At 60.7% G+C, this 24,933-nt stretch carries 23 protein-coding genes and 1 pseudogene; 7 read left to right on the top strand and 17 right to left on the bottom strand.

The window, feature by feature from the left end:
• Nucleotides 1-8 precede the first annotated feature (8 nt).
• Entirely contained in the window at nt 9-854 is an 846-nt protein-coding gene (locus E4021_RS13310) for a DUF2911 domain-containing protein (protein ID WP_136459860.1), read from the top strand.
• A gap of 75 nt (nt 855-929) precedes the next feature.
• Here E4021_RS13310 and E4021_RS13305 read toward each other — a convergent pair whose 3' ends face one another.
• Complete coding sequence (locus tag E4021_RS13305; protein ID WP_136459859.1) at nt 930-1,943, bottom strand: SDR family oxidoreductase; 1,014 nt, start codon at nt 1,941-1,943, stop codon at nt 930-932.
• A 68-nt stretch (nt 1,944-2,011) separates the two neighbouring features.
• Here E4021_RS13305 and E4021_RS13300 point away from each other — a divergent pair, with 68 nt between their 5' ends.
• Both E4021_RS13300 and E4021_RS13295 read left to right on the top strand, forming a co-directional pair.
• Nucleotides 2,012-2,581, top strand: a complete 570-nt coding sequence (locus tag E4021_RS13300) for a GAF domain-containing protein (RefSeq protein WP_136459858.1) — start codon at nt 2,012-2,014, stop codon at nt 2,579-2,581.
• A 42-nt stretch (nt 2,582-2,623) separates the two neighbouring features.
• Nucleotides 2,624-3,385 carry a segregation and condensation protein A gene (locus tag E4021_RS13295; RefSeq protein ID WP_136459857.1) on the top strand — a complete coding sequence of 254 codons (762 nt, stop codon included), beginning with the start codon at nt 2,624-2,626 and terminating at the stop codon, nt 3,383-3,385.
• A 6-nt stretch (nt 3,386-3,391) separates the two neighbouring features.
• Here E4021_RS13295 and apaG read toward each other — a convergent pair whose 3' ends face one another.
• The 6 genes from apaG to E4021_RS13265 form a co-directional block, all read right to left on the bottom strand.
• Nucleotides 3,392-3,784: a Co2+/Mg2+ efflux protein ApaG gene (apaG, locus tag E4021_RS13290; protein WP_136459856.1), complete on the bottom strand. Its 393-nt coding sequence runs from the start codon at nt 3,782-3,784 to the stop codon at nt 3,392-3,394.
• Between the two features lie 14 nt (nt 3,785-3,798).
• Nucleotides 3,799-4,170: a DUF3127 domain-containing protein gene (locus tag E4021_RS13285; RefSeq protein ID WP_246050302.1), complete on the bottom strand. Its 372-nt coding sequence runs from the start codon at nt 4,168-4,170 to the stop codon at nt 3,799-3,801.
• Between the two features lie 83 nt (nt 4,171-4,253).
• Nucleotides 4,254-4,715, bottom strand: a complete 462-nt coding sequence (locus tag E4021_RS13280; protein WP_136459855.1) for a Fur family transcriptional regulator — start codon at nt 4,713-4,715, stop codon at nt 4,254-4,256.
• Nucleotides 4,716-4,736: 21 nt separating this feature from the next.
• On the bottom strand, nt 4,737-6,974 hold the full coding sequence (locus tag E4021_RS13275; protein ID WP_136459854.1) for a RelA/SpoT family protein: 2,238 nt from the start codon (nt 6,972-6,974) through the stop codon (nt 4,737-4,739).
• Nucleotides 6,975-7,049: 75 nt separating this feature from the next.
• Nucleotides 7,050-7,958 carry an LpxD N-terminal domain-containing protein gene (locus tag E4021_RS13270; protein WP_136459853.1) on the bottom strand — a complete coding sequence of 303 codons (909 nt, stop codon included), beginning with the start codon at nt 7,956-7,958 and terminating at the stop codon, nt 7,050-7,052.
• A 23-nt stretch (nt 7,959-7,981) separates the two neighbouring features.
• Entirely contained in the window at nt 7,982-8,611 is a 630-nt protein-coding gene (locus tag E4021_RS13265; protein ID WP_136459852.1) for an SH3 domain-containing protein, read from the bottom strand.
• Between the two features lie 232 nt (nt 8,612-8,843).
• On the opposite strand from E4021_RS13265, the gene E4021_RS13260 reads away from it, so the two are divergent.
• Together E4021_RS13260 and E4021_RS13255 are read left to right on the top strand one after the other, a co-directional pair.
• The gene (locus E4021_RS13260) at nt 8,844-9,509 is read left to right on the top strand and encodes a hypothetical protein (protein WP_136459851.1); all 666 of its coding nucleotides are present in this window, start codon (nt 8,844-8,846) and stop codon (nt 9,507-9,509) included.
• A gap of 23 nt (nt 9,510-9,532) precedes the next feature.
• Nucleotides 9,533-10,447 (top strand): nucleotidyltransferase family protein, encoded by a 915-nt coding sequence (locus E4021_RS13255; protein ID WP_136459850.1) that lies wholly within the window; start codon nt 9,533-9,535, stop codon nt 10,445-10,447.
• On the opposite strand, the gene E4021_RS13250 is transcribed toward E4021_RS13255, so the two are convergent.
• The 10 genes from E4021_RS13250 to E4021_RS13205 all read right to left on the bottom strand — a co-directional run bounded on the left by E4021_RS13250 (nt 10,436) and on the right by E4021_RS13205 (nt 22,534).
• Nucleotides 10,436-11,254 (bottom strand): sulfurtransferase, encoded by an 819-nt coding sequence (locus E4021_RS13250; protein WP_136459849.1) that lies wholly within the window; start codon nt 11,252-11,254, stop codon nt 10,436-10,438. The genes E4021_RS13255 and E4021_RS13250 overlap by 12 nt on opposite strands.
• A 452-nt stretch (nt 11,255-11,706) precedes the next feature.
• Nucleotides 11,707-12,129, bottom strand: coding sequence for a DUF2141 domain-containing protein (locus E4021_RS13245; RefSeq protein WP_211097023.1), 423 nt, complete (start codon nt 12,127-12,129; stop codon nt 11,707-11,709).
• Nucleotides 12,130-12,228: 99 nt separating this feature from the next.
• Nucleotides 12,229-12,645: a BrxA/BrxB family bacilliredoxin gene (locus E4021_RS13240; RefSeq protein ID WP_136459847.1), complete on the bottom strand. Its 417-nt coding sequence runs from the start codon at nt 12,643-12,645 to the stop codon at nt 12,229-12,231.
• 140 nt (nt 12,646-12,785) lie between these two features.
• On the bottom strand, nt 12,786-14,204 hold the full coding sequence (locus tag E4021_RS13235) for a TonB-dependent receptor (protein ID WP_136459846.1): 1,419 nt from the start codon (nt 14,202-14,204) through the stop codon (nt 12,786-12,788).
• A gap of 102 nt (nt 14,205-14,306) precedes the next feature.
• Nucleotides 14,307-15,245, bottom strand: coding sequence for a Rossmann-fold NAD(P)-binding domain-containing protein (locus tag E4021_RS13230; protein ID WP_136459845.1), 939 nt, complete (start codon nt 15,243-15,245; stop codon nt 14,307-14,309).
• A gap of 36 nt (nt 15,246-15,281) precedes the next feature.
• On the bottom strand, nt 15,282-16,415 hold the full coding sequence (locus tag E4021_RS13225) for an aspartate aminotransferase family protein (protein ID WP_136459844.1): 1,134 nt from the start codon (nt 16,413-16,415) through the stop codon (nt 15,282-15,284).
• A gap of 40 nt (nt 16,416-16,455) precedes the next feature.
• Nucleotides 16,456-17,445 carry an N-acetyl-gamma-glutamyl-phosphate reductase gene (gene argC, locus E4021_RS13220; RefSeq protein WP_136459843.1) on the bottom strand — a complete coding sequence of 330 codons (990 nt, stop codon included), beginning with the start codon at nt 17,443-17,445 and terminating at the stop codon, nt 16,456-16,458.
• Nucleotides 17,442-18,629: an argininosuccinate synthase gene (locus E4021_RS13215; RefSeq protein WP_136459842.1), complete on the bottom strand. Its 1,188-nt coding sequence runs from the start codon at nt 18,627-18,629 to the stop codon at nt 17,442-17,444. The genes argC and E4021_RS13215 overlap by 4 nt, the downstream gene beginning before the upstream one ends.
• 80 nt (nt 18,630-18,709) lie before the next feature.
• Nucleotides 18,710-19,288: a GNAT family N-acetyltransferase gene (locus E4021_RS13210; protein WP_136459841.1), complete on the bottom strand. Its 579-nt coding sequence runs from the start codon at nt 19,286-19,288 to the stop codon at nt 18,710-18,712.
• Between the two features lie 309 nt (nt 19,289-19,597).
• On the bottom strand, nt 19,598-22,534 hold the full coding sequence (locus E4021_RS13205) for a T9SS type A sorting domain-containing protein (protein ID WP_136459840.1): 2,937 nt from the start codon (nt 22,532-22,534) through the stop codon (nt 19,598-19,600).
• Between the two features lie 241 nt (nt 22,535-22,775).
• Here E4021_RS13205 and E4021_RS13200 point away from each other — a divergent pair, with 241 nt between their 5' ends.
• The gene (locus E4021_RS13200) at nt 22,776-24,425 is read left to right on the top strand and encodes an N-acyl-D-amino-acid deacylase family protein (RefSeq protein WP_136459839.1); all 1,650 of its coding nucleotides are present in this window, start codon (nt 22,776-22,778) and stop codon (nt 24,423-24,425) included.
• A gap of 323 nt (nt 24,426-24,748) precedes the next feature.
• A pseudogene (locus tag E4021_RS18295) lies at nt 24,749-24,933 on the top strand (IS982 family transposase); the annotation flags it as partial.

The raw sequence follows: 24,933 nt of genomic DNA, 5'->3' as shown, positions 1-24,933 counted from the left end.
CTTTCAACATGCAACTACGTATACTAGCCCTTTGCCTGGCCCTATTCACCACTCCCTTCGTGCACGCCCAGATCCAGAGCCCACCGGCTTCCCCCGGCGTGACCATGGAAACCACGGTCGGCCTGACTGATGTTTCCCTCGAATACAGCCGTCCCGGAATGAAGGGGCGTACCCTCTTCGCGGCTGACGGTCTCGTACCCTACGGCGAGCTCTGGCGCACCGGCGCCAACCAGGCCACCAAGATTACCTTCAGCGACCCCGTCCAGGTAGCTGGCAAGGAAGTTCCCGCCGGTGCTTACGCCATCCTGACCAAGCCCTCCGCCCAAAGCTGGGACGTCATGTTCTACCCCTACTCCGGCGGCGCGTGGACCAACTACGTGGAAATGGACCCCGCCGTCACGGTAACCGCCAAGGTCAGCGAAATGCCCCATTCGGCCGAAACCTTCACCATCGACATCCGCAACTACACCATGGACGGTGCCGACCTCGTAATGATGTGGGGCAACACCATGGCTACCCTGCCGATCGTCTCCAACGCCAAGGAAAGCGTCATGGCCACCATCGACCGCGTTATGGCCGGACCCAGTGCCAATGATTACTTCCAGGCCGCCACCTTCCTCAGCGAGACGGGTGCCGACAATGAAAAGGCCCTCGAATACGTGCGCAAAGCCATCAGCATGAGCGACAACCCCGCCTACTGGATCGTGCGCCGTGAGGCGGTGATCCTGAACGACCTCGGTCGCAAGCAGGAAGCCGTAGCCGCCGCCAAGAAGTCACGTGACCTCGCCGAGAAAGCCGGTAATATGGACTACGTTCGGATGAACGACAAATCCATCGAGGACTGGAGCAAATAAGCCAATTCCCCCTCCGACGACAAAGGGCGCGATGGAAGATCCATCGCGCCCTTTTGCTTTTCGGTCGGTCAGCGGTTAGCGCCGGGCCAACGATGAGGTGATCAGGCTGGTGGTCGCAATGACGGTACCGAAGACGATCAGGGAGGCGAGGGCGCGGACGGTGGAGCCCTTCACCACGATACCGCTTTCCTTGGCCGTATCGTCAAAGTCACCGTGGCTTCCGTGGTCGCCGGGCACCGTTTCAAAGAGGTAATCCTTGTCGTGGGTAGCCGGCCGGTCAGTCTTCTGACCGCTCACGCCGGTCTTGCCCAGGAAGACGTCCATCAGTCCCGGAAACAGCTTGCTGCCCAGGATGGTCTGTACCGCGGGCATGCCCACGTAGTACTCGCGGTCGTTGGTATCGGCGGCAGAAACTACGGCCCGGGCGGCCACCTCGGGCTGATAGATCGTTCCCATGGGGCGGGGTGCCTTGTCGATCTTGTTGCGGACCAGGCTGAACTGGGTGGTATTGATGCCGGGCAGCTGGACCATAGTGGTCTTGACGTTGCTCTTCTCGTGGCGCAACTCGGCGCGCAGGCTGTCGTAGAACCCCTCAATGGCGTGCTTGGCGCCGCAGTAGGCGGTCTGCAGGGGAATTCCCCGGTAGGCCAGGGCCGAACCGACGAACACGATACTGCCGCGGTTGCGGGGCTGCATCCGGTTCAGGGCGCACTTGGCACCGTAGACCGTACCGAGGTAGGTCACGTCCGTCACCCGCTTGAATTCGTCCATATCGATGTCCTTAAACAGGCCGAGTACGCTGTTCATGGCGTTGTTCACCCACACGTCGATGGGTCCGAAGGTTTCTTCAATCTTGCTGGCGGCGTTGTCGAGTGCCTGATAATCGGATACGTCGAGGGCCAGGACGAGGGCTTCCCCCCCGAGGGCTTCGACTTCCTTGCGGGCGGCTTCCAGGCCGTCGCGGTTGCGGGCGATCAGGCCGATGCGGGCGTGCTCCTTGGCGAATTCGCGGGCGATGGCGCGGCCGATTCCGGCCGAGGCCCCGGTAATTACGATGGTCCGGGGGCGTTCAAATTTTGGGCTGTGCATAGTAAATGTTGATGTTTTAACGCTTCTAGTTACAACCGGATGCGTAGGCGGGATTGTTCGGATACTCTATGAGTGCAACCGCTGAAATGCCCTACTTCGTCCGCCCGTCCAAAAACCTCTCCGCCGAGGAAAAGGAACGGGCCTACGCCCAGGCCTACGCCGCCATTGCCGCCACCCTCACCGGGGAGACCAACGAACTGGTAGCCATGGTCACCATCAACAGCCTGCTGAAAACGTACCTGCCCTACTTCTACTGGACGGGCTTCTACCTGGTGGTCGCCCCTGACAAACTTGCCGTCGGCCCCTACCAGGGCACCCTGGGCTGCCTGTCCATCGACTTCGGCCGGGGCGTATGCGGGGCGGTAGCGGCTTCCGGCCAGACCAAGATCGTGCCCGACACCCATGCTCTCGAGGAAGGACGGGAACACATCGCCTGTGACCCCAACAGCCGTTCCGAGATCGTGCTTCCGGTGCGCCGGTCCGACGGTAGCCTGCTGGGCGTCTTTGACGTAGACAGCACGGAACGCGACAGCTTCGATGCCATCGACCAGCGTTGGCTAGAGAAGATACTGGCCATTTTTTCTGAATCAGTCCTGCCGCTCCGCGCCACCTGGGCCGATTACGCGGTAAGCCGCTGACCGTCGGCTGCTTACCTTTGCCGGCAGCAATCCTGAACCACCGTGGGCTATAATATCCGGTTACCCCAATTCGAGGGCCCCTTCGATCTGTTGCTGTTCTTTATTGAGCGGGACGAACTGGACATCTACGACATTCCCATCTCGCAGGTGACCAACGACTTCCTGGATTACATGCGGCAGGCGGAGCGGATGGACATCGACCTGGCCAGCGAATTTGTACTGGTGGCCTCCACCCTGTGCCGCATCAAGGCAAAGATGTTGATCCCGCGCAAGCCGGTAGATGAAGAAGGCAACGAGATCGACCCGCGCGAGGAACTCGTGCACCGGCTGCTGGAATACAAGCGCTACAAAAGCGTGCTGGAGGAATTACGCAGCCTGGAAACCGAACGGGGCCTGCGCAGCTACCGCGGCAACATCACCGACGAACTCGCCGAACTGGCCACGCGCGCCTTGGTGGACGTCGAGTTGGAAAGCGTTACGCTCTTCAAACTCCTCAGGGCCTACGAGCGCATGCTGGGCCGGCTGGAAGAGGCCAGTCAGCGGCCCGTAGTCCACGAGATCGCCCAGTTTACCCACACCATCGAGGAGCAACAGGAGCGGATCATGGCCCTGGTGACGGCCGCCGATTACGGACAGGCCAGGCCCAGTTTTCAGGATATCTTCGGTGTATGTACGACCCGACTGCACGCCATCATTACGTTCCTGGGGTTACTGGAACTGCTGAACGCACACCAGGTGCGCCTGCTGCCGGGCAGCGGGATCAACGATTTCACCCTGGAATTGGGTTCGGGAGAAGAGGAATAGAAATTGCTAGTTCAGGATGGCGGGCGCAATGTGGAGGAAGCGCGGCACCTTAACGTGGAAGTAGTTCTCCACGCCATCCCTTTCCCGAAACATAACGTAGCTGCCTTCCATGGCCCCGATGGGGGTCTCGAACTGCACCCAACTGTTGTACTCGTACGATTCGCCGGGGGGAATCACGGGTTGCTGTCCGACCACGCCATCGCCTTCGACGTGGCGGCGGAAGCCGGTTGCGTCGATCACCTCCCAGCTCCGGCTCAGCAACTGAATGGGCAGGGCACTATTATTTTCAATACGGATCCGATAGGCGTGGACGTATTGTCCTTCCTGTGGTTGGGAGTACCGCTCCTGGTAGAAGCTTTGGGCACTTACCCGGATGCGCTGGGTGGTCTGGCTGGTCATGGTGTCGGTTTGGGTTAGAAGGGCAGGTCGTCGTCGGCTTCGACTACGGGGGCGTCGTCGGCCTGGGGGAAGGGGCCGGGATTGTCGCTGGACGTATTGCCGGGAGCGGCGTTGGCCGTGGTGGCTTCGACGCGCCAGGCGTTCAGGTTGGTGAAGTACTTGTCCTGCCACTGCCGTCCGCGCAGGTCGAAGTGGACTTTCAGCTCGTCGCCTTCGTTGAAGTCGTCGATTATGCTGGTCCGGTCCTGGGTGGTCTGGAACTTCACGAAATTGTCGTACTGCCCGCCATCGTTGGCTTTGATGACGAAGTCGCGCACGCGAAAGCTCTCGCCTTTGGTTTCGGTTTCGTATTTCTTGACGAGCGTTCCAGTAATTTCGAAGGACATAGGTAAAGATTTAGTCTTTTGTATCAAGCAAATTAGGGGCCGTCCCGGTTCGGGATGTCGGCGAATTTAAGCATTTCGGAGGGCTACTGGGTGCGCTCGCAGGCACCGGCGCACTCGCCGAAGAGGTTGAGGCTGTGACCGGTGACCCGGAAGTTCAGGATCTCGCCCATCATATTCTTGATCTGCTGCACCCGGGGGTCGCAGAATTCGGTCACCCGACCGCAGGTATTGCAGATGAGGTGATCGTGCTGTTTGTACCCGTAACTCTTCTCGTACTGGGCCAGGTTCTTGCCAAACTGGTGCTTCTTGACCAGGTCGCAACTGACCAGCAACTCGAGGGTGTTGTAGACCGTAGCCCGGCTGACGCGGTAGTTGTTGGTCTTCATGTGGATGTACAGCGACTCCGCGTCGAAGTGATCGTCGCGGTTGTAAATCTCCTCCAGTATCGCGAACCGTTCCGGCGTCCGGCGGGCCTTACGCTCGCGGAGGTGCTCGGAAAATATATCCTTAACCTGTTGGATGTCGGTGGTGGGATTGGATCGCATAGACGGGAGCGGGGAAGATCTTTATTCTACTCGTGAAACGGTTGAGACGTTGTCTAAGTTTTGCAGGGCCCGGGTAGCCAGCCGCAGCTGGTCGGTATTGCGTACCAGCAGGCTGATGCGGGCGGTGAAGGTGCCGCTCTCGGCGGCGATGTTGAAACTGCGGATGTCGAGGTCCAGGTGGGTGATCTCGTGGCTGATGCGCTCGATGACGCCCTTGCCGCTGTCCAGGCCGGTGAGCTTGAGTTCGGCGACGAAGCTGTGTTCCGAGGTGCTCACCCACTCCGCCTTCATGATGCGGTAGTCGTAGTTGGCCATCAGGTTCTCGGCGTTCGGGCAGATTACGCGGTGGATCTTCAGTCCGGCATTGGAGGTCAGGTAGGCAAACACCTGGTCGCCCTGTACGGGGTTGCAGCAGCTGGCCATGGTGTACTCTAGTTGGTCGCCGGGCTCACCGTTGATCAGCAGTCGGGTGGTACCCTTGGGCCGGTTGGCGCCGCTGCGCCGGCTGCGGCTATCAGCGTCCTTCTCCTGCACGTGCGGCTGCCCGTTGGAGGCCGGCGGTGCGGCGAGGACGAGCTTGCCGTGCTCTACCGTGAATGGCTTAAGGACCTGACTGATCTGCAGGGTTTCCTGGCCTATCTCGTAGAAGAGGTCTACGTGGCTGCCTTCCGTAAAGTGACGGGCGATGGTCTCCACGGCCGCCTTTTCGTCTTCGACGTGCAGCTTTTTCAGCTTGCGGTGGAGGGCTTCCTTGGCGAGTTCGCCCTGTTGCCGCTTTTCTTCCTTAAGGGCCTGGCGGATCTTGGCCTTCGCCTTGCCCGTCTTGACCATATCCAGCCAGTTCGGGTTCGGTTTCTGGTGCGGATTGGTGTTGACCTTCAGGCGGTCGCCGTTGCGCAGTTCGTACGACATCGGCACGATGCGCTCGTCGCAGAGGATGCTCTGGCAGTGGTAGCCGACCATGCTGTGGACGCTGAAGGCGAAGTCCAACGCCGTCGAGCCCTTGGGCAGGGCCTTCATGTCTCCGTCGGGGGTATAGACGTACACTTCCTCGTTGAAGAAGCTGTTGGCCCGGAAGTCGCCCAGGAACTGTACCGTATCGCTGTTGGGGTTCTCGAGGATGTCACGGACGCTCTCGAACCATTGCTCGTAGACGTCGCGCTGGTTGGTCACGCCCTTGTACTTCCAGTGGGCGGCAAAGCCCCGCTCCGCGATCTCGTTCATGCGTTCACTGCGGATCTGCACCTCCACGAAGCGGGCGCCGGGCCCGACCACCGTGGTGTGGAGGCTTTCGTAGCCGTTGGACTTTGGGATGGTGATCCAGTCCTTGAGGCGCGACGGCACGGCCTGGTAGGCATCCGTGATGGCGCTGTAAGTGGCCCAGGCAGCGAGCTTTTCCTTTTCGCGGGGCACGTCAAGGATCACCCGGACGGCGAAGAGGTCGTAAATCTGCTCGAAGGGTACCTGCTTCTTCTTGATCTTGTTGGCGATGCTGTAGATCGACTTCGGCCGGCCGAAGATGCGGTAGGGGTAGCCCAGTTCGTCGAGTTTGGAGCGCAGCGGGGCGATGAAGCTCTCGATGTACTTCTCGCGGGCGGCCTTGGTTTCCTGCAGCTTGCGGGCCACGGCGTTGTATTCGTCGCGTTCCAGCACCTTCATGCAGAGGTCCAGGAATTCGGAACGGAAGTTGTAGAGCCCCAGGCGGTGCGCGAGCGGCGCGTAGATGTAGCTGGTTTCGGCGGCGATCTTGAGCTGCTTGTGCTCGGGCATGCTCTTGATGGTCCGCATGTTGTGCAGGCGGTCGGCCATCTTAATGAGCACGATGCGGACGTCGACGATCAGGGTGCTGAGTACCTTCTTGAAGTTCTCGGCCTGCTTGCTTTCCGACTGGTAGGCGCTGTCGAGTTTGGTGAGGCCGTTGACCATCTGGGCGATGCGTTCCCCGAACTCGTCCTGCAGTTCCTCAATCGTAACGGGGGTATCCTCCACCACGTCGTGCAGCAGCGCGGCGCAGATGGCGGTGGGCCCCAGGCCGATCTCCTCGGCGCAAATGCGGGCCACGGCGATGGGGTGGAAGATGTAGGGCTCCTCTGATTTCCGGCGCTGGTGGCGGTGGGCGTAGTTGGCCAGTTTGAAGGCACGGTCCATCTGCTCCCGGTCCTCCTGCGAGAAGGGGGTACGCAGACTCGCGATCATGTCTTCGTAGGCGCTGCGGATGGCAGCCTGTTCTTCCGTTGTTATGTCTAATACCTCAGCCATACCCTCTAACAACAATTATACGGCATTCCTGGACGAAATGCCGGGTGACGAACTCCCCCAAAGGTCGGCCGTCGACTATTCTCCGAGCCGCCGCAGCTTCACCAGATCGCGGAAGGCCTTGCGGGCTTCCTGCACGGGTGAACCGAACCAGGCCTTGCCCCCTTCGAGGTCGCGGCCAACACCGCTCTGGGCCATTATGACGGTTCGTTCCCCGAGGGTCACGTTTTGGGCAATGCCCGCTTGCCCCTGCAGTATGGACCAGTCGCCGATCACGCAGTTTCCCGCTACCCCCACCTGGGCGGCCATCTGAACGTGGGCACCAATGCGGCAATCGTGGCCGATCTGTACCTGGGCGTCGAGTTTGCTGCCCCGACCGATTACGGTAACGGAACTGACGCCCCGGGCGATTGTGCAGCAGGGCCCGAGAAAAACGTCGTCCTGCAACCAAACGCTGCCCCCGCTCCGCCAGGGAATAAGGCCTTCGGCGGTCCGTTTGAAATAGAAGGCCTCACCCCCCACCACGCAGCCCGAGCTGACCGTCACGCGGTCGCCCAGCACGCAGCCGTCACCGATCACGCAGTTGGGTTCCAGGCGGCAGTCGCGACCGATGCTAACCCCCTTGCCGAGCACCACGCCGGGAGCGACGACTGTACCGGTGCCTACCGACGCCCCCGGCTCCGGCGACTCATACGGCACCGGCGGCCGCGCCTCCCAGACGAGCCGGTTGTACAAGGCGAATGGCTCCGGGTGTACCAGCAGTGCCTTGCCGGCGGGGCACTCCTCTTCTCGGTCGATCAGGATCACCGTAGCCGCGGAGGCCAGCGTGGGGGTATAATACCGCGGGTGGTCTACGAAACAGAGGTCGCCCGCCTCTACGTGGTGAATTTCGTTCAGGCCCGTCACGGTGAGCGATCCGTCGCCGACCAACCGGGCGCCGAGCCATTCGGCCAGGGCGGCGGCAGTGGTGGATGCGGGTAGTTTCATGGCGGGGGATTGCGGGGCAGGCCTTAGTTGAGGACGCCCTCGAGTTTGTACTTGTAGTAATCTACCCCGGCACCGTATACCCAGCCTTGCTGACCGTTCGACATGCGGATCTTCACCCAGGGGGCGGTGGGCGTGATCTCGCCCAGATCGATCTGGTAGAGGGAGTCGGTTGTCTCGTTCATGAAGGTCACGGGCTCGTACAGGCTGAGCCGACCGATGACGGCCGCTCCGAGGCGGGGCTGCACGCGAACGTTCAGGCCGTCGATGGTGCTGTAGAGGGTGGTCTCCTTCTGCACCACGATCTGCCGGGGGGTGCGGCCGGGCACGACGTTCACGCTGTCGCCCGGCAGGGGTTGGGTACGGGCCCGCAGCAGGGCGGCTTCGCGCGCGAGGGCTTCCTGCTCCGCGTCCGAGAGGAGTGATTCGGCGGGAGTGGCCAGTGCCTGGGCCGCCTGCAGTTTGCGGATGCTGTCGCGCAGGATGCTGTCACGCCGCTCCAGGTAGTCTTCCCGCGTTGCCTGCTCCTCAATCATGGCGTAATCGCTGTCGTTCTCGTTGCAGCGGCGCATGGCCCAGATCATGAAGACCAGGGTGACCAGTGACACCAGGATGAACGGGACGAACTGTGAGGTGCTGCGTTGCGGAGAAGCCATGGCGCGAAGGTAGGGAGCGGGATGTCCGATTTACAATTGCCCATTTGCAATTTATCATTGCAGGCCGTATCAATGCCTGGCCTTTACCAAAACCGAACCCTCCAAAACGCAGTTGTGCCAGTGTACACCCGCACGGGTCCTGATCGCTGAGGCAAGCGCATTTTAGCCGGTATACGCGCGACGCGAGAGAGCCGCAGCTCGTACATTGTATATCACAAACGGTAAATTTTTCATGCCGCGCCACTACTCCCAACTCTATCGCGAACTGCGGGCCGTCGACCCGGCCGATTACCACCGCATCATCCGCATGTACGAAGAGCGGGAGCAGGAGATCGGGCGCCTCGACGTGTTGGAGAACTTCGAACTGACCGTCCACTACGTCGATGCCCTTTTCGAGACGGGCGCTTACCGCCAGCACCAGCTAATGGTGGACCTGGTCATCCACGCCAGTATCCGGCACGACATACGCTACGTACCGGGCCGGGAGGAGGAGATTTACGAGTACCAGCTCTTCCGCAAGGCCGCCAGTGCCTTCCGCATCCAGGAATACGGCACCGCCGAGCACGTGCTGCGGGAATTGATCCGGATGCGGCCGCGGCGCGACGTTTACGTCCGATTCCTGCGCACTACCCTGTTCCGGCAGCAGCGGGAGGTACTGCAGTTCGGCCGCGCCGCCTGTATCCTGTGCATGCTGCTGACCGCCCTGGTCGTGACCCTCAACCTCCTGGTAATCCAGAATTTTTTCCCCGTTTACGCCGACGTCGCCACCCGCCTGAGCTTCTACGTCTTCCTCACCGGAATGCTGAGCCTGTTTGGTGCCTACGGGTACGCATACTACCTTACCTACCGTGAAGCCACCAATTTTCGGTCGGCACAGATAAACAAACGGCTCTCCTAGCCGCTCTACAGAAAAATACTTTCATGGCAGTTACCAAACCCACTTTAGTCATTCTGGCCGCCGGTATGGGCAGTCGCTACGGCGGTCTCAAGCAGATCGACGGCGTAGGCCCTAGCGAGGAAGGCATCATCGAATACTCTATTTATGACGCCATCCGCGCCGGATTCGGTAAGGTGGTGTTCGTCATTCGCAAGGACATCGAAGCCCCCTTCCGGGAGAAGTTCGACGGCAAGTTCAAGGATCAGATCGAGGTAGCCTACGCCTTCCAGGGCATGGACAGTTTCGTTCCCGACGACGTTGACCCGGAAAAGCGGGAAAAGCCTTGGGGAACCTCCCACGCCATGCTCGTGGCCAAGGACGTGGTGAACGAGCCCTTCGCCGTCATCAACGCCGACGACTACTACGGGGTAGAAGCCTTCCAGAAAATGGCCTCCTTCCTGGTGGCCGAAGCCGACCCCGAAACCTTTGCCATGGTGGGCTACGTCCTCCACCGCACCCTCTCCGACCACGGCACCGTTAACCGCGGCGTGACCGTCGTCGCCGAAGATTACCTGCTGCGCGACGTCAACGAGCGCCTGAAGATCCAGCGCGGCAACGACAATAAGGTCACCTACCTGGGTGAAGACGGCCACCGCTACGAACTGGCCGACGACGCCGTGGTGTCCATGAATTTCTGGGGCTTCCACCCCTCCATCTTCGACCGCCTCGAAAAGGGCTTCACGGAGTTTGCCCGCGACAACAAGGACAACCCCCGTGCCGAATACCTCATTCCCGAACTCGTCGACGGCATGATCAAAGACGGCAGTGCCAAGGTGAAGGTCCTCGTCAGCGAAGACAAGTGGTACGGCGTAACCTACCAGGAAGACAAACCCAAGGTACAGGAAGCCTTCAGCATGCTGGTGGCCGAGAATACTTACCCCAGCCCACTATTCAGCTAGCAGGTACTCACTCCAGCTGCCCGGATACAGGGCGGGGAGTTCATCAAAGGCGTAGTAGTACGCCAGGATATTGTGACAGGCCGTCACGCCAGAGCCGCAGTAGAAAACATTCTGCTGCGGCTCTTTTTGCAGTGCAGCGAAGCGTTCGCGCAGGGCTTCCCGACTTTTGAATTTGCCGTTCTCGAGATTATCCGGCCACGGGAGGTTGATCGCTCCGGGGATGTGTCCGGCCACCGGATCGATGGGCTCCACTTCGCCGCGGTAGCGCTCGGGTGTACGGGAATCGACCAGCGTGCAGGAGGGATCTTTCCGGAGTTGCTCCGTCTGGGCGCGGTCGCGGGTGCCGAGTCTGCCGGCAGGCGCCAGGGGGTAGGGTTCCGCAGGCTCGGCCATTACCGGGCCCCATTCGGTGCGGCCGCCGATTTCTAGCCAGGCGTCGTAACCGCCGTCCAGCACCGCCACGGCGTCGTGGCCCAGGTCCTTGATCAGCCACCAGGCCCGCGCGGCGATGCCGCCGCCCTTGTCGTCGTAGGCCACCACGGGCCGGTCCGGGGTAAGGCCCAGGCTGCCCATCAGGCGAGCGAAGTCGTGCCGGTCCGGCAGGGGATGGCGCCCCGTCTTGCCGGGCACAACGGTTCCGGAAAGGTCCTCATTGAGGTGCAGGTAGCGGGCGCCGGGTATGTGGCTTTCGAGGTATTGCTGCCGCCCCGCGTCCGGGGCCATGAGGTCAAAGCGGCAATCCAGCACCAGCGGATTGTCGGCAAGCAGCGAGGATAGTTCTTCGGCGGAGATAATGGGCGTGGTCATACCCGAATATACTGTAGCGATGGCTTCATCCGTCAGGCTGCTCCAATATCGGACGGCCCACGCGCCGCGTGGGCCAAATTTTCGCGGGCGTTCCCTCCTCGCACAGCTCTGTTTACGTCGGGCCACAGGCCCGACGGCCCGTTGTACGCGTAGCGATGGCTTCAGCCGTCAAGCTGCTAAAAAAACAGCAGCTTGGTGCGCAAATCGGGCTTGAAAGCCCTCAACCCGTTTTGTAGCGATGGCTTTAGCCGTCAAGCTGCTAAAAAAACAGCAGCTTGGTGCGCAAATCGGGCTTGAAAGCCCTCAACCCGTTGCAGTAGCGACGGCTTCAGCCGTCAAGCTGCCGAAAATACCCGAAAACAAAGCAGCAGGCCGACTCAAGTCGACGCTACAAACACTATTCCGCCCAAGCAGGTGGAACCAATCCAGCCGGAGGACAAGACCCTACGCTCCTAATAGTCCTTCCAATGCCGCATCTCTATGACCAAATGGTCGGCACCCTGGATGTGGGTAACCAGCTCACCGAAGGAGGGGGCGCGCCATTTGCTGGGCGGCAGTTTGCCGAAACCGTAGGGCTCGGTCGGTACGCCCAGGAAATTCCGGTCGAGCAGACCGTTGCCGTTCAGGTCCTGGAAGGCGGCTACGACGTAACGGCCAGCCCGGGGCAGACTGAGGTCCAACTCCGCTCGCAGGGCCTCCTCGCCCATGAGGTGGCGGGCGTTCGCTACGTGGTCGTCGTTTTCAAAACCGTCGGCGCTGTCGTACACGGCCAGGTAAATTTCGCCGCCGGCGGTGGAGCTGACCACTTCCACGTTCACCGTTTGGGGGGTGTGGAAGGGAAAGAGCAGGGCTATAATGGCGAACAGTAAAGGCAAATCGCGAGGGTTTATCCGGTGCAAAGATCGTCCTAACAACAGAAAACGCCCCGGGAAAGTCCATTCCCGGGGCGTTAAACCTTTCTTATCGCCGGCTGACTAGGAGCAGTAGCGGTCGAAAGCCATTTTGAGGTTCTGGGCGATCACTTCCGCCGGGCGGCCTTCAATGTGGTGGCGCTCCAGGAAGTGGACCAGCTTGCCGTCCTTGAAAAGGGCAATGCTGGGGCTGCTCGGGGGGTAAGGCAGCAGGTGCTCACGGGCCTGGGCGGTCGCCTCGCGGTCTACGCCGGCAAAGACCGTGTACAGCCGGTCGGGCTTGTGTTCGTTCTTGACGGCCAACTTCGCGCCGGGGCGGGCGTTGGCGGCGGCACAGCCGCATACGGAGTTGACCACCAGCAGGGCGGTTCCTTCTTCCTGGCCGAGGGCGGCATCCACTGCCTCGGGCGTGGTGAGGGACTCAAACCCGAAATTGGTCAGGTCCTTTGACATCGGGATGGTAAGCTCGACGGGGTACATACAGTATTATTTTCTTGATGATGGTTCTGTATTTACACCTGTCCGCCTACTTTGGTTGTCGATACACCGGGAGTCGGCGGTTATTACGCTGGCCGGACAATTCCCTCGCCCCCGCCGAGTGGGTTGCGAAGGCCACCGTGCTAGTATTCGAACTCCAACTTTTCCGAAGGGTAACCGAACAGGCAGTCGCCTTTCACCAACTTGGCCACGCGGTCGGGGACCATCTTCTCCCAGCCGTCTTCCCCGGCACGGATCATCTCCAGTACGTTCCGGCTGTAGATGTGGAGGATATTGGGGTTGAAGCCCTCGATGTCCACAATTTGCCCGCTGTCGATGAGGTGGCGGTAAAGGAACTTGACGCCTTCCGGGATCGGTACGTTCTCGGCCGTCATCAGGTCGGCACTTCCCTCCTGCTGCGCCGGGTATACGTACAGTTTAACGTTACGGGTGAATATCTCCCCGAAGGCGGCCAGCAGCCGGCCGTCCTGGTTGGCGTAGTATTTGTCGCTGATGAGCTGCAGCAAATCATTCACCCCCACTACGATGCCGAGCGGCGACACCTTGTAGAGCGAGAGGTACTCGATCAGGTCGCCGTAGCGGTGGTAGTTGCTGATGATTACGGTCTGCCCCAATGCGTTGAGCAGGGTGGCCCGGTGGAGGTAGTCCCGCTCGTTCAACTCCGAACTGTGTTGCAAGTTGTCCAGCGTGAGTTCGGTCAGCAGGAAACTCTTCGAGGGGTCGATGTTTTCCTCCGACCGGAATTGCCGGTAGCCGGATTCCAGCATGTCGGCATTCACGAGCGTAGTGGGGCGGAAGCTCCCGCGCACCACCATCACGGCCTTCTTGTACAGGAACTCACTGGGGTGAATGCTACGGCCCCGTGGGTCGAACATGGTTATGTCGGTCAGGCCGTGCTTCACCAGCCACAGACTGAGCAAACGGTTATCCACCGAAAAGTCCGCTCCACTCAGCACCATCATGTCGATGGCGATCCGGCCTTTCAAGCCATCGAGGAGACTTTCCACCAGTGCTTCGGGGTCGTCGTGCAGGCGGAAGGCACCGTATATCATGTTCACCCCCAGGATACCGATGGCCTGCTGCTGCAACTGGTTATCGTTGTCGAGCATACGCGCGTGGAGCAGCAGGTCATTGGGTCCGCCGTTGGGGGATAGTTCGAAGCGCAGACCCAGCCAACCGTTGCCCCGGATGGTACGGGTGTAGTTGATGGCGGCCACCGTATCGGCGAAGACGAAGAAGTTGGTTTCCGGCCGGTCGTGCCGCAGTCGGTCGACCATCAGGTCGTACTCGTGGTCGAGCATCTTGTGGATGCGGCTTTCACAGACGTAGCGCCCGCTGGGTTCCACCCCGTAGATCTGGTCGGAGTACACCTTGTCATAGGCACTCATCGTCTTGGCGATGGTGCCGGCCGCCGCGCCCACCTGGAAAAAGTGTCGGGCAACCTCCTGTCCGGCCCCGATCTCGGCGAAGGTGCCGTAGATCTTGGGGTTGAGGTTAATTTCGAGGGCTTTCTGTTCGGTTTCTAGGAGTTGGCGGGCCATAGGGACATTCACTTTACGAACGACAATGTACCATTTACCCGGCTACCCCGGCGAGCCTGATGGCGGTCCGGGTCGCGTGCCGACATACCTCCGGGCATGCCCCTACCCCGCCAAAGCCTCCAGCACGGCCGCGGCCGCCCAGGTACGGTTATTGGCCTGCTGCAGCACCAGGGAGCGGTCGCTGTTCAGCACGCCGTCCGAAACGATGACGTTGCGCCGCACGGGCAGGCAGTGCATGAAGTAAGCATTGTCGGTCAGGGCCATTTTATCCTCATCCACGATCCAGCCGGGCAGGTCGGCGGTTGCCCCGTAATGGGTGTAGCTCGACCAGTTCTTGGTGTACACGAACTCCGCCCCCCGCAGGGCCGCAGCCTGATCGTGCACCACCTCGGCACCGGCGGTGAACTCCGGGGCCAGGTCGAAGCCTTCCGGATTGGCGATCACCAGGTCGACCTCACCCCAGTTGACCATCCATTCTGCGAAACTGTTGGCCACCGCCTGTGGCAGTTTGCGCGGATGCGGTGCCCAGGTCAGGGCCACGCGGGGGCGCGCCGACCGCCGGTGCTCGCTGATCGTCAGGCAATCGGCCAGGCTCTGCAGCGGATGGCGGATGGCCGATTCCAGACTGACCACCGGTACGGTGGCGTACTTCACGAAGGCGTTGATCACCCGGTCGGCGTAGTCCGCGTCCCGGTCCACCAGTTCGGGAAAGGAGCGGACCGCCAGGATATCGCAGTACTGGCTCAGCACACCGGCCGCTTCCCGCACGTGTTCGGCGCGGTCCAGATTCATAACTATCCCGTCCTCGAATTCCAGCTTCCAGCCCCCGGCCATATCCATGGTGATCACCTGGAAACCCAGCGTCATTCCGGCCTTTTCGGTACTCAGTCGCGTCCTCAGGCTGGGATTGAAAAAGAGGTTGATCAGGGTCTTGTGGTGCCCGGTTCGCTCGTGGTCGAAGGGGTCGGCCTTGATGGCTGCGGCCCGCTCGATGAGCCGACCGACCGAGGGCGCGTCGTGGACGGAGAGGAAATTCTTCATGGGTGTGTTTGTATGTGCTTAGGGTGGTTTCCGTCGCTATCCCGCGACCAGGGCTTCCCGGAACGCACCAATCACTACATCGCAGTCTTCCCGCCCAACATTGAGCGGCGGCAGGAGCCGAATAGTATTTGGATCCTTCGCCGACCCGGTAAATACCTGGTGCTCGAAGAGGAGTTTCTTCCGCAGTTCGCCGATCGGTTCGTCCATATCCAGGCCGATCATGAGTCCGTGCCCCCGTACCTCCCGAAATCGTCCGGTGGCCTTCAATTCCGTTTGCAGGTAATCCCCCAGTCGGCTGGCGTTGTCCATCAGCGCTTCCCGCTCCAGCACGTCAAGTACGGCAATACCCGCCGCGCAGGCCAGGTGGCTTCCGCCGAAGGTGGTGCCGAGTTGTCCTTTGATAGCCGGAATCTCCGGCGCGATCAGCACACCCCCGATCGGAAAACCGTTGCCCATGCCCTTGGCTACGGTGATGATGTCCGGCCGGATATCGCTGTGTTGGAAAGCAAAGAATTTGCCACTGCGCCCGTAGCCCGACTGTACCTCATCCAGGATCAGCAGCGTGCCGTGAGCGTGGCACAATTCCGGCAGGGCTTCCAGGTAACCGACGTCGGGAATGTGAATGCCTCCGATGCCCTGGATACCCTCGATGATCACGGCCGCTACGTCGCCCTTCTTGAGTTCCCGGCGCAGCGCGTCCAGGTCATTGATCTCCAGAAAAGTGACGGGGTAGTTGCGGTTGATGGGGGCCTTGATGCCCTCGTTGTCCGTAGCGTTGACGGCGGCGGAGGTGCGGCCGTGGAACCCGCCCCGGAAGGCGATCACCCGCCGCCGGCCGGTCCGGAAACTGGCCAGCTTAAGGGCGTTCTCGTTGGCCTCGGCACCGCTGCTGACGAGGAAAAGTTGGTAGTCGTCCAGACCCGACAACCGCCCCAGTTTATCCGCCAACTCCTGCTGCAGGGCATTTTCCACGCTGTTGCTGTAGAAGCCGAGTTTGCCGACCTGATCGGCGACCATCCGGACGTAGTGCGGGTGGGCGTGCCCGATGCTGATCACCGCGTGCCCGCCGTAGAAGTCCAAGTAGCGGGTACCGTCGGCGGTGAAGACGTAGCTGCCCTCGCCGCGGACGGGTTCAATCGGATAGAGGGAGTAGACGTCGTAGAGTTGCATCGTAGTATGGGTTTCCGTTTGGTCGAAGAAGTAGCCGCGGCTAAAACATGGAGGCTTTAAGATTGAGTCCCATTCGCTCGTCCAGGCCCAGCGCCAGGTTCATGTTCTGAACCGCCTGGCCACTGGCCCCCTTGAGGAGGTTATCGATGGCGGTGGTCACCAGCACCTTGCTGCCGTGCTTTTCGACGTGCACCAGCCCCTTGTTGGTATTCACCACCTGCTTCAGGTTGATGCCCTCGTCGGTGACGTGGGTGAAGGCCGCCCCGGCGTAGAAGTCGCGGAACAGCTGCCGCAGCTCCTCCTCCGAACGGTCGGTGTCCAGGTAGCAGGTCACCAGAATACCCCGGGCAAATGGACCCCGCACTGGCAGGAAATGAATGTTGTCGGTCGCCCGGCGGCCAACCTGCGCGGCGCTACGGCTGATCTCGGCCAGGTGCTGGTGGTTGAAGGCCTTGTACAGGCTCACGTTGGCGTTGCGCCAGCTGAAGTGGGTCGTGGGTGACGGACTCTGTCCGGCACCGGTGCTGCCCGTGATACCGTTCACGTGCACTTCCCCTTCGGCCAGGCCGGCGGAGGCCAGCGGCAACAGGGCCAGCTGGATCGCCGTGGCAAAGCAGCCTGGATTAGCAATTCGCCGGGCGCCGCGGATGGCTTCCCGGTTGATTTCCGGCAGGCCGTATACCCACGCCGGATCGAGCCGGTAGTCGGTACTCAGGTCCACCACCAAAGTACCTTGCCGGGGCCGGTGAGATTCTACCCACCCCCGGGAAACGCCATGGCCCATGCAGAGAAAGACGGCATCCACCGGACCCTTTTCCGGGGCCCCGCCACCCGTAAGCGCGGCACCCGCGGACCCGACAAAATGAAGGTCCGTATCGCCGATCAAATCACTGTGTACTTCGTGTACGGCCTTGCCCGCCTGGCTGCTGCTTTCCACGAAAGCAATTTCCACCTCCGGGTGGTGCACCAGGATGCGAAGCAGTTCGCCAGCCGTATAGCCTCCGCCGCCGATGATTCCTATCCGCTTCATGAGTCCTGGTGTACGCTGTTACGAATGCGACCGGGGACGCTCAGAATCTTGGTGAATCCGCGGACGTCCTCGCCGCTCCAGCCCTTGTTCATCTCCCCATAGGAACCGAAGCCGGCGCCCAGCAGATCGTCCGGCGAAGTAATGCCGTCGAGGGTGAAGCGGTGGGGGTGCAGCGTAAGGTGTACGGTGCCGTTGACGGTGTCCTGTGAGCTTTCCAGGAAGGCTTCCACGTCGCGCATGACGGGGTCCAGGAACTGACCCTCGTGAAGCATCATGCCGTACCAGTTGCTGAGTTGTTCCTTCCAAAAGAGCTGCCACTTGCCCAGCGTATGCTTCTCCAGCAGGTGGTGCGCCTTGATGATGAGCACGGCGGCGGCGGCGGCGAACCCCACGCGGCCCTTGATGCCGATGATGGTATCGCCCACGTGGACGTCGCGGCCCACGCCGTAGGGTGCGGCCAGTTTCTCCAGCGCGCGGATGGCGGCGACCTGTCCGACAAACTCTTCGCCGTCAAACCCGGTGATCTGCCCCTGCCGGAAGTGAATGTCCAGTTTTCGCGGCTCGGTGGCCGTGACCGGTACCGGCCAGGCGTCCTCCGGCAGCGGCTGGTCGCTGGTGAGGGTCTCGGCGCCCCCGACTGAGGTTCCCCAGAGGCCGGCGTTGATGCTGTAGGTTCCCTTTTTTTCGGGCCACTGCAACCCGCGTTCGGCCAGGAAGTCCACCTCTTCCTGCCGCGACAGCTTCAGGTCGCGGATGGGGGTGATAATCTCCAGTTCCTTGCCGCTCAGCTCAAAAGCCAGGTCGAAGCGCACCTGGTCGTTGCCCGCGCCGGTACTCCCGTGCGCTACGCCGTCGGCGTCGATCTCCACGGCGTAGCGGGCGGTCGTCATGGCCTGGAACATCCGTTCGGCGCTGACCGACATAGGGTAGGTCTGATAGCGCAGGCAATTGCCGTAGACCAGGAAGCGGAGGCATTCCCGGTAGTATTCGTCGGTGACGTCGATGCTTTTGTAGGATGCCGCGCCGAGGGTCAGGGCCCGCTCCCGCATTTCGGCCAGTTCCTCGCGGGAGAAGCCGCCCGTGTCGACGGTGAGGGCGTGCACTTCGTAGCCCTGTTCGGTGAGGTAGGCGACGCAAAAGCTGGTGTCCAATCCGCCCGAGTAGGCAAGAACTATCTTTTTCAAGGTATGCTGGTTTGTATGGAAGCGGCGGGTGGGGCCGCGGCTTCCCAATTCAAAGGTCAATATCGGAATTTCGGACCCGCCTAGGCCTCCACGATCATATCGGAGAGGTCCACCGCCATCTTGCGGGCCTCCACGGCACTGGGGGCCATCATGGCCGTGCACAGGCACATCCGGCGCTGGTTGCGTTCCAGGATGTCGTGGTTGGGGCAGGTCTTGCAGCCGGCCCAGAAGGCATCGTCCTGGGTGAGTTCGGAGAAGGTGACCGGCCGGTAGCCGAGGTCACTGTTGATTTTCATCACCGGCAGACTGGTGGTAATGCCGAAGATGCGGGCCTCGGGGTACTTCGTGCGCGACAACCGGAAGATGGCCGCCTTGATGCGGCGGGCCAGTCCGTGACGGCGGAAGGCGGGGTTCACGATGAGGCCGGAGTTGGCCACGTACTTGCCGTGCTCCCAGGTCTCGATGTAGCTGAAGCCGCCGATCTCTCCGTCGACCAGGGCCAGGATGGCCTTGCCGCTGAGGATCTTTTCCTCGATGTACTCCGGTTTACGCTTGGCGATACCGGTACCACGGGCCTTGGCGGATTCTTCAATGAGGGCACAAATGGCCGGAGCGAATACGGTATGTTCCGGTTGGGCAACCAGGATCTTAATCTGCATAGCTAAAAAGGAGGGACCGCCGCGCGGGTAGTCAAAATGAAGGGGGAGGGTACTGCGTCGGGCACTGAAGTGCCGGCTTCCGGGCCGTAGCGGGAAGCGTATTAAATCCTTCGCCTGAGTAGGCGGATGCTGGGCGGTACCTGTTGCATGCGGCAAAGTTAGTGCTATTAATACAATCCCTACCCCCTGAGGTTCAATTTGGGCGCGGCCGCGGGTGCCGGGCCAAGTCGTTAGCCGCCGTAAATAAAACCGGGGGCGGACCGCTTTTCAGACGGCCCGCCCCCGGGTAATAAGCCTATATCATTCGGACTACTGCCGCATGATCTGCTGGCTGTAGACCTTCCCGTTGATCAGCAGGGTCAGGTTGTATACGCCTTTTGGTAGGCCGCTGACGTCCAGCTTGTTGTTGACGGCACCGAACTGGCGACCGCCCACGAAGCGTCCTTGCATATCGGAAACCAGCACCGTAAAGTCGCGGATAGCGGGGTCGTGGTTGACGATGTTGACCACATCTACGGTCGGATTGGGGAAGAATTCCAGGGCCAGGCCGCTCTGGGAGATGGGCTCAGCCACGCTGGTGGAGGTGGTGTCGAGCTCGATGGCCCCGATGTCGGGCAGGCCGATGCGCGTGCGGTTGTAGAAGTCCACTTCCGGTACCAGGTCGCCCGTGGTACCACCGTTGATCAATACGTTCGTTTCGCTATCAACGAGGTTGACGTTCGGGAAGTCGGAGTTGGGGTCGGATTCGAAGGGATCCACGAAGATGTCCTCCAGGTCAACCTCAACGTTCACGATATCCTCGCCACTGACGTCGGTGAAGGGCAGGTTGGCCGCCAGGCTGCTACTGAAGTAGTTACCGCCGAGGGAATTGACGGTGATGGCACCAAAGCCGGTGGGGTCGCTGACGTCGCCGGTGTTCAGTTCCAGGCCGATGCTTTCCTCCTGCGGGGCATCCATGAAAAAGGCGTTGTTCTGGATGGTCAGGACGACCGCGTTGGAGTCGGCGTCGGTATTACCGGGCTGGAAGATGGCTACGGCATTACCCACCGATCCGGGGAGGGTGTCGATGCCGATACGGCCGCCGTCGCGGTTGTTGTAGAAGGTATTGTTGATGAGGTAGTTGTCCAGCACGGCGCCCGGGGAGGAGCTGCCGTTGATGATGATACCACCACCGCTGCCTTCGCCGTTGTCGACGGTGTTGCCGAGCATGATGGAGTTGCGCATGTCGATCGTGCTGGAGAAGAGGTTGATCGCTCCGCCCTGCACGCCGGCATTGTTGTTCACGAAGAGGCTCCGCTCGACGGTCAGCGTCGGCAGGTTGTCGGGCAGGTAGAAGGTAAAGGGCACGTTGTCCAGCGTGTCCCGCTCGGGCAGTTGCCACATATTGATTGCGCCGCCGTTGCCGGAGGAGGAGTTGGCGAAGAAGTCGGAGTTGATCACTTCCAGGTTGGTGCCGTTGATTACCTCGATGGCCGCGTCGGCGTCGTTGGTCGAGGCATTGTTTACGAAGCTGGAGTTCATCACCCGGAAGCTGGGTACCATTGGACCGGTGTCTCCGCTGACGTAGATGGCCGAGCCGCCGCTAATGAAGTCGTCGCCCGAAACCACGTTGCCGCTGAAGGTGCAGCTGTCGACAACCACGCTGTCGCCAAGGTTGCCGCCGCTTAGACCGGCCCAGATGCCCGCCCCACGGGCGAAGGTGGAGTTGGTCGAGGATCCGTTGTTGGTAAATTCGGAGTTCACCACGTGGTAGGCCTTTCCACCGGCTCCTACGTAGAGACTGCCGTTGGTGGCGCTGTTTTCCATGAAGCTGCTGTTCGACACCGTGGATTTCTCGAAGAGCAACAGAGCCGCGGCGGCAAAACCCGCGCCCGCCGTATTGCCAACGAATTCGCAGTTATCGATCATGCTTGCGGTGACCCGGTCGGTGCTGGATCCCTGGAGGAAGATGGCACCCGCGTTACCCGCCGCAATGTTGCCTTCAAACCGGCTACCGGTAATTTTCACGTCTACGCCATCGGCAAAGTAGAAGATCGCTCCCCCGCTGCTGCCACTGGTGGTGTTGCGGATGAAGTCGGTATTGTCGATGTGGTAGGCATAGCGGATGGTGTCCCCGCTTTGTCCGTAGACAGCACCGCCGAGTCCGCCGGTCTGGGCTCCGATACCGTCGGTGAAGGTGGAATTGCTGATGGTGTGGCTGATGTTGCCGAAGAAAGCGGCGCCGCCCCAGCGCTGGGCGTTGATGTCCGTAAACGTGCAGTTATCGATCACGCACTCTTCGGCGTTCGTTTCCCGGTCCGCGAGGTAGAGGTTGGGGTTCCGCAGGTACAGGGCCCCGCCGAGGTCGGCCGACAGGTTGCTGAAGTCGCTGTTCATGATGCGGATATCGAGTGTACTGGCCGTGTTCAGCGCACCGCCGCGGACTACGTCGCCGCCGTTGAGGTCACTGAAACTGCAGCCGTCGATGGTCAGGCCGGTCATGGCAACAGTGGAGATGAAGCCTCCGTCCACTACCACGTCGGTTGACCCGCTGAAGGTGCTGTTGGTGAAGGAGATCGAATCGACGCTGTTGAAGTAGTGGTTGCCGCGGATGCCGGAGTAGTTACCCTCGCTTACGACGTTGTCGAAGGTGGACTGCGAGCCGGTAGTGAAGATGTGGGCCGATGCCGAACCGAAGGGCGCCCGGTTGGCCGTGAAGGTGACCCGGGAGATATCGGTGCGGGCTTCGCTGTAGAGTCCACCGCCGGCAAAGGGGATGGGGGAGCCCTCTTCGTAATCCGCCGCTACGGCACCGTCGCGGATCGTGAGTCCATCCAGGGTAACCGTAAAGGAACTGGTCACCTCGCTGGTATCGATGATGATCAACACACGGTTGTTGTCTGCCGCCAGGGTACTATCGTAGACCGTTCCGTTGTCGTTGCCCATCACGTCACCGCTAAGGATGGTGGGATTGGTGACGGGGTCGGCCTCTTCCACGGAAGTTTCGGAACCGTCGAAACCACCGTAGAGCGATAACTCGCGATCGATGAAGAAAGCGGCGGTGTCCGGGGTAACGTAACGGCCCCCGGCGATCCAGAGTGAGCTGCCGGCTTCGGCGTTATTGATCGCTATGCCAAGGTCGGTGTAGGCGTCCGTCCAGGATGTACCGTCGTTGTTTCCCCCGGCGTCGGCGTCCACGTAGATCACCTGGGCGGTCGCGGTAAAGGCCGAAAGGACGAGGCCAATTAGGAGTAAAATTTTCTGCATAGCAATTGTTAGTTTGGAAGTTGGTTTAGCGGTCCGGAAGCCGGAGATACGTGTCGTGCGCCAATATTACGACCCGGTAAATGGATTAAGAAACTAATCATTCCTACGTAGGGGACCGGACAAAATAATAAAATCCGCCGCCCCCCGCCGGCCAAGACGATAATTCGGGCATCATTCGGTGGCTTTTGCCGCAAAAGCCCCTTCATGCGGTAAATTTGGTACCTACCGATCCCATTTGCTCATGCGTTTTTTCTGTCTGCTTACGGTCCTGGCCCTCCTCATCGGGGGATGCACCCCGTCCAGCCCGCCCTTTGACCTGGTCGTCCGCAATGGACTGGTATACGACGGCTCGGGCGGGGAACCGTACCGGGCGGATATTGGCGTACGCGGTGATTCTATTGCGGCGATCGGCCCCGATCTCGGCCGGGCCATCCGCAGCATCGACGCCACCGGCATGGCCGTCGCCCCGGGATTCATCAATATGCTCAGCTGGGCCAACGAGTCGTTGCTGGTCGACGGTCGCGCGCAAAGCGACCTGCGGCAGGGCGTCACGCTGGAAGTGATGGGGGAAGGCCGTTCCATGGGTCCACTCAATGCGCGCATGAAGCAGGAAATGACCGAAAACCAGCAGGCGTTGCGGTACGAAGTCAGCTGGACCACCCTGGGTGAATACCTCAAGCATCTGGAAGACCGGGGCGTAGCGGTGAACGTGGCCTCTTTTGTCGGGAACGGCACCCTGCGTACTCACGTGATCGGCTACGCGGACCGGGCGGCCACCCCGGAGGAGATGCAGGAGATGAAAGACTTGCTCGCCCGGAGCATGGAAGAAGGGGCCGTCGGGCTTTCCTCCTCCCTGCTTTACTCACCCAGCATGCACGCCGATACGGAAGAACTCACCGAACTGGCCCGCGTGGCTGGACGGTACGGGGGCATGTACATCTCCCATATCCGCAACGAAGGCGATGAACTGTTTGAGGCAGTGGATGAACTGATCTCCATTTGCCGCGACGCCGACGTGCGCTCGGAGATATACCACCTCAAAGCCTCCGGGGAAGCCAACTGGTGGAAAATGGACAGCGTCATCCGCCTGATCGATCGGGTGCGGGCGCAGGGGCTCCCCGTGACCGCCGATATGTACACCTACAATGCCAGTTCCACCGGGCTCCACGTACAACTGCCGGAGTGGGTACGCAAAGAAGGCATTGACGCCATGCTTAAGGAACTGGAGGACCCCGCGGTGCGGGAACGGGTGATCGGGGAATTGACCTTCCGCAATCCTCCCGACCGCATCCTGTTCGTCGGGTTCAAGAACCCGGACCTGCGGCAATACAACGGCCGGCGCCTCGATGAAGTGGCCGCCGAACTGGGCCTGCCCCCCGGCGAGGCGGTGGTCGACCTGATCGTCCGCGACCAGAGCCGGATCCAGGTGGTCTACTTCTCCATGTCGGAGGAGAACATTGACCGCAAGATTCAGCAACCCTGGATGAGCTTCTGCTCAGATGCCGGCGCGTACTCGGCCGAGGGGGTTTTCCTGGAGCAGAGTACCCACCCGCGGGCTTACGGCTCCTTCATCCGGGTACTTGGGCAGTTCAGCCGCGACAAAGGGCTGTTTCCCCTGGAGGAAGGTATTCGCCGCCTGACGTCCCTGCCCGCCGAAAACCTGCGGTTGGAACGGCGCGGCCACCTGAAAGTCGGCCACTATGCCGATATCGTCGTCTTCGACCCCGCTGAAGTACGCGACAACGCCACCTTCGCCGATCCCCACCAATACGCCACCGGGGTCCGCGACGTGCTCGTTAACGGCTGCCTTTCCCTGGAAAATGGCACTCCTACCGGCAACCCCTGCGGCCGCTTCGTGAAGGGGCCGGGCGCGCGGGCAGCGATGCCCTGAGACCGGATGCCCACCAATGCAAAAGGCCCGAAGCGGATGCTTCAGGCCTTTTATCGCTGGTTTGTGTAGACCCACAGGTTTTAAACTCTACCCCATAATAGCATGACTTATTTGTAATCCGAAACATTGCCTAAAATGAGGCCAAATAAGAGCCACTTTTTGAGCAGGTCAGTGATTTATTCCCATTTTTTTTATTTTGATGACTAATTTAACGTGAGGTTGGGGGCAAATCGGCTGCAGATCAGCGATTTACGCAAGATGAGACGAGTAGTTGGTACCTTGGAAGGACATCTCAACTCCCTTCCGGACCAAAAACCCGCCTCATGCTCACCGAAGATAAAGCATTCAAACTAATCGAGATCTTTGTTACGGTCGACGATTTTTGCCAGCAGTTTGACCAGTGGTTAACACTCCATCCCCAGCCCGTTTATCGCAACCCACGTTTCGAAGGTATTATGAGTATCAGTGAGGTACTCTCCATTATTGTTTTTTATCAGTACTCCGGATA

It is taken from the genome of Neolewinella litorea, assembly GCF_004803465.1.
Lineage (GTDB): Bacteria > Bacteroidota > Bacteroidia > Chitinophagales > Saprospiraceae > Neolewinella > Neolewinella litorea.
The sequence above is the reverse complement of the archived record's forward strand: the minus strand, read 5'-3'. Positions and strand labels throughout refer to the sequence as shown.

Excerpts from the sequence above, each read along its gene's own strand:
- E4021_RS13310 (WP_136459860.1), top strand. The coding sequence starts at position 9 with ATGCAACTACGTATACTAGCCCTTTGCCTGGCCCTATTCACCACTCCC.
- E4021_RS13305 (WP_136459859.1), bottom strand. The coding sequence starts at position 1,943 with ATGCACAGCCCAAAATTTGAACGCCCCCGGACCATCGTAATTACCGGG.
- E4021_RS13300 (WP_136459858.1), top strand. The coding sequence starts at position 2,012 with ATGAGTGCAACCGCTGAAATGCCCTACTTCGTCCGCCCGTCCAAAAAC.
- apaG (WP_136459856.1), bottom strand. The coding sequence starts at position 3,784 with ATGACCAGCCAGACCACCCAGCGCATCCGGGTAAGTGCCCAAAGCTTC.
- E4021_RS13285 (WP_246050302.1), bottom strand. The coding sequence starts at position 4,170 with ATGTCCTTCGAAATTACTGGAACGCTCGTCAAGAAATACGAAACCGAA.
- E4021_RS13280 (WP_136459855.1), bottom strand. The coding sequence starts at position 4,715 with ATGCGATCCAATCCCACCACCGACATCCAACAGGTTAAGGATATATTT.
- E4021_RS13275 (WP_136459854.1), bottom strand. The coding sequence starts at position 6,974 with ATGGCTGAGGTATTAGACATAACAACGGAAGAACAGGCTGCCATCCGC.
- E4021_RS13270 (WP_136459853.1), bottom strand. The coding sequence starts at position 7,958 with ATGAAACTACCCGCATCCACCACTGCCGCCGCCCTGGCCGAATGGCTC.
- E4021_RS13265 (WP_136459852.1), bottom strand. The coding sequence starts at position 8,611 with ATGGCTTCTCCGCAACGCAGCACCTCACAGTTCGTCCCGTTCATCCTG.
- E4021_RS13260 (WP_136459851.1), top strand. The coding sequence starts at position 8,844 with ATGCCGCGCCACTACTCCCAACTCTATCGCGAACTGCGGGCCGTCGAC.
- E4021_RS13255 (WP_136459850.1), top strand. The coding sequence starts at position 9,533 with ATGGCAGTTACCAAACCCACTTTAGTCATTCTGGCCGCCGGTATGGGC.
- E4021_RS13250 (WP_136459849.1), bottom strand. The coding sequence starts at position 11,254 with ATGACCACGCCCATTATCTCCGCCGAAGAACTATCCTCGCTGCTTGCC.
- E4021_RS13240 (WP_136459847.1), bottom strand. The coding sequence starts at position 12,645 with ATGTACCCCGTCGAGCTTACCATCCCGATGTCAAAGGACCTGACCAAT.
- E4021_RS13235 (WP_136459846.1), bottom strand. The coding sequence starts at position 14,204 with ATGGCCCGCCAACTCCTAGAAACCGAACAGAAAGCCCTCGAAATTAAC.
- E4021_RS13230 (WP_136459845.1), bottom strand. The coding sequence starts at position 15,245 with ATGAAGAATTTCCTCTCCGTCCACGACGCGCCCTCGGTCGGTCGGCTC.
- E4021_RS13225 (WP_136459844.1), bottom strand. The coding sequence starts at position 16,415 with ATGCAACTCTACGACGTCTACTCCCTCTATCCGATTGAACCCGTCCGC.
- argC (WP_136459843.1), bottom strand. The coding sequence starts at position 17,445 with ATGAAGCGGATAGGAATCATCGGCGGCGGAGGCTATACGGCTGGCGAA.
- E4021_RS13210 (WP_136459841.1), bottom strand. The coding sequence starts at position 19,288 with ATGCAGATTAAGATCCTGGTTGCCCAACCGGAACATACCGTATTCGCT.
- E4021_RS13205 (WP_136459840.1), bottom strand. The coding sequence starts at position 22,534 with ATGCAGAAAATTTTACTCCTAATTGGCCTCGTCCTTTCGGCCTTTACC.
- E4021_RS13200 (WP_136459839.1), top strand. The coding sequence starts at position 22,776 with ATGCGTTTTTTCTGTCTGCTTACGGTCCTGGCCCTCCTCATCGGGGGA.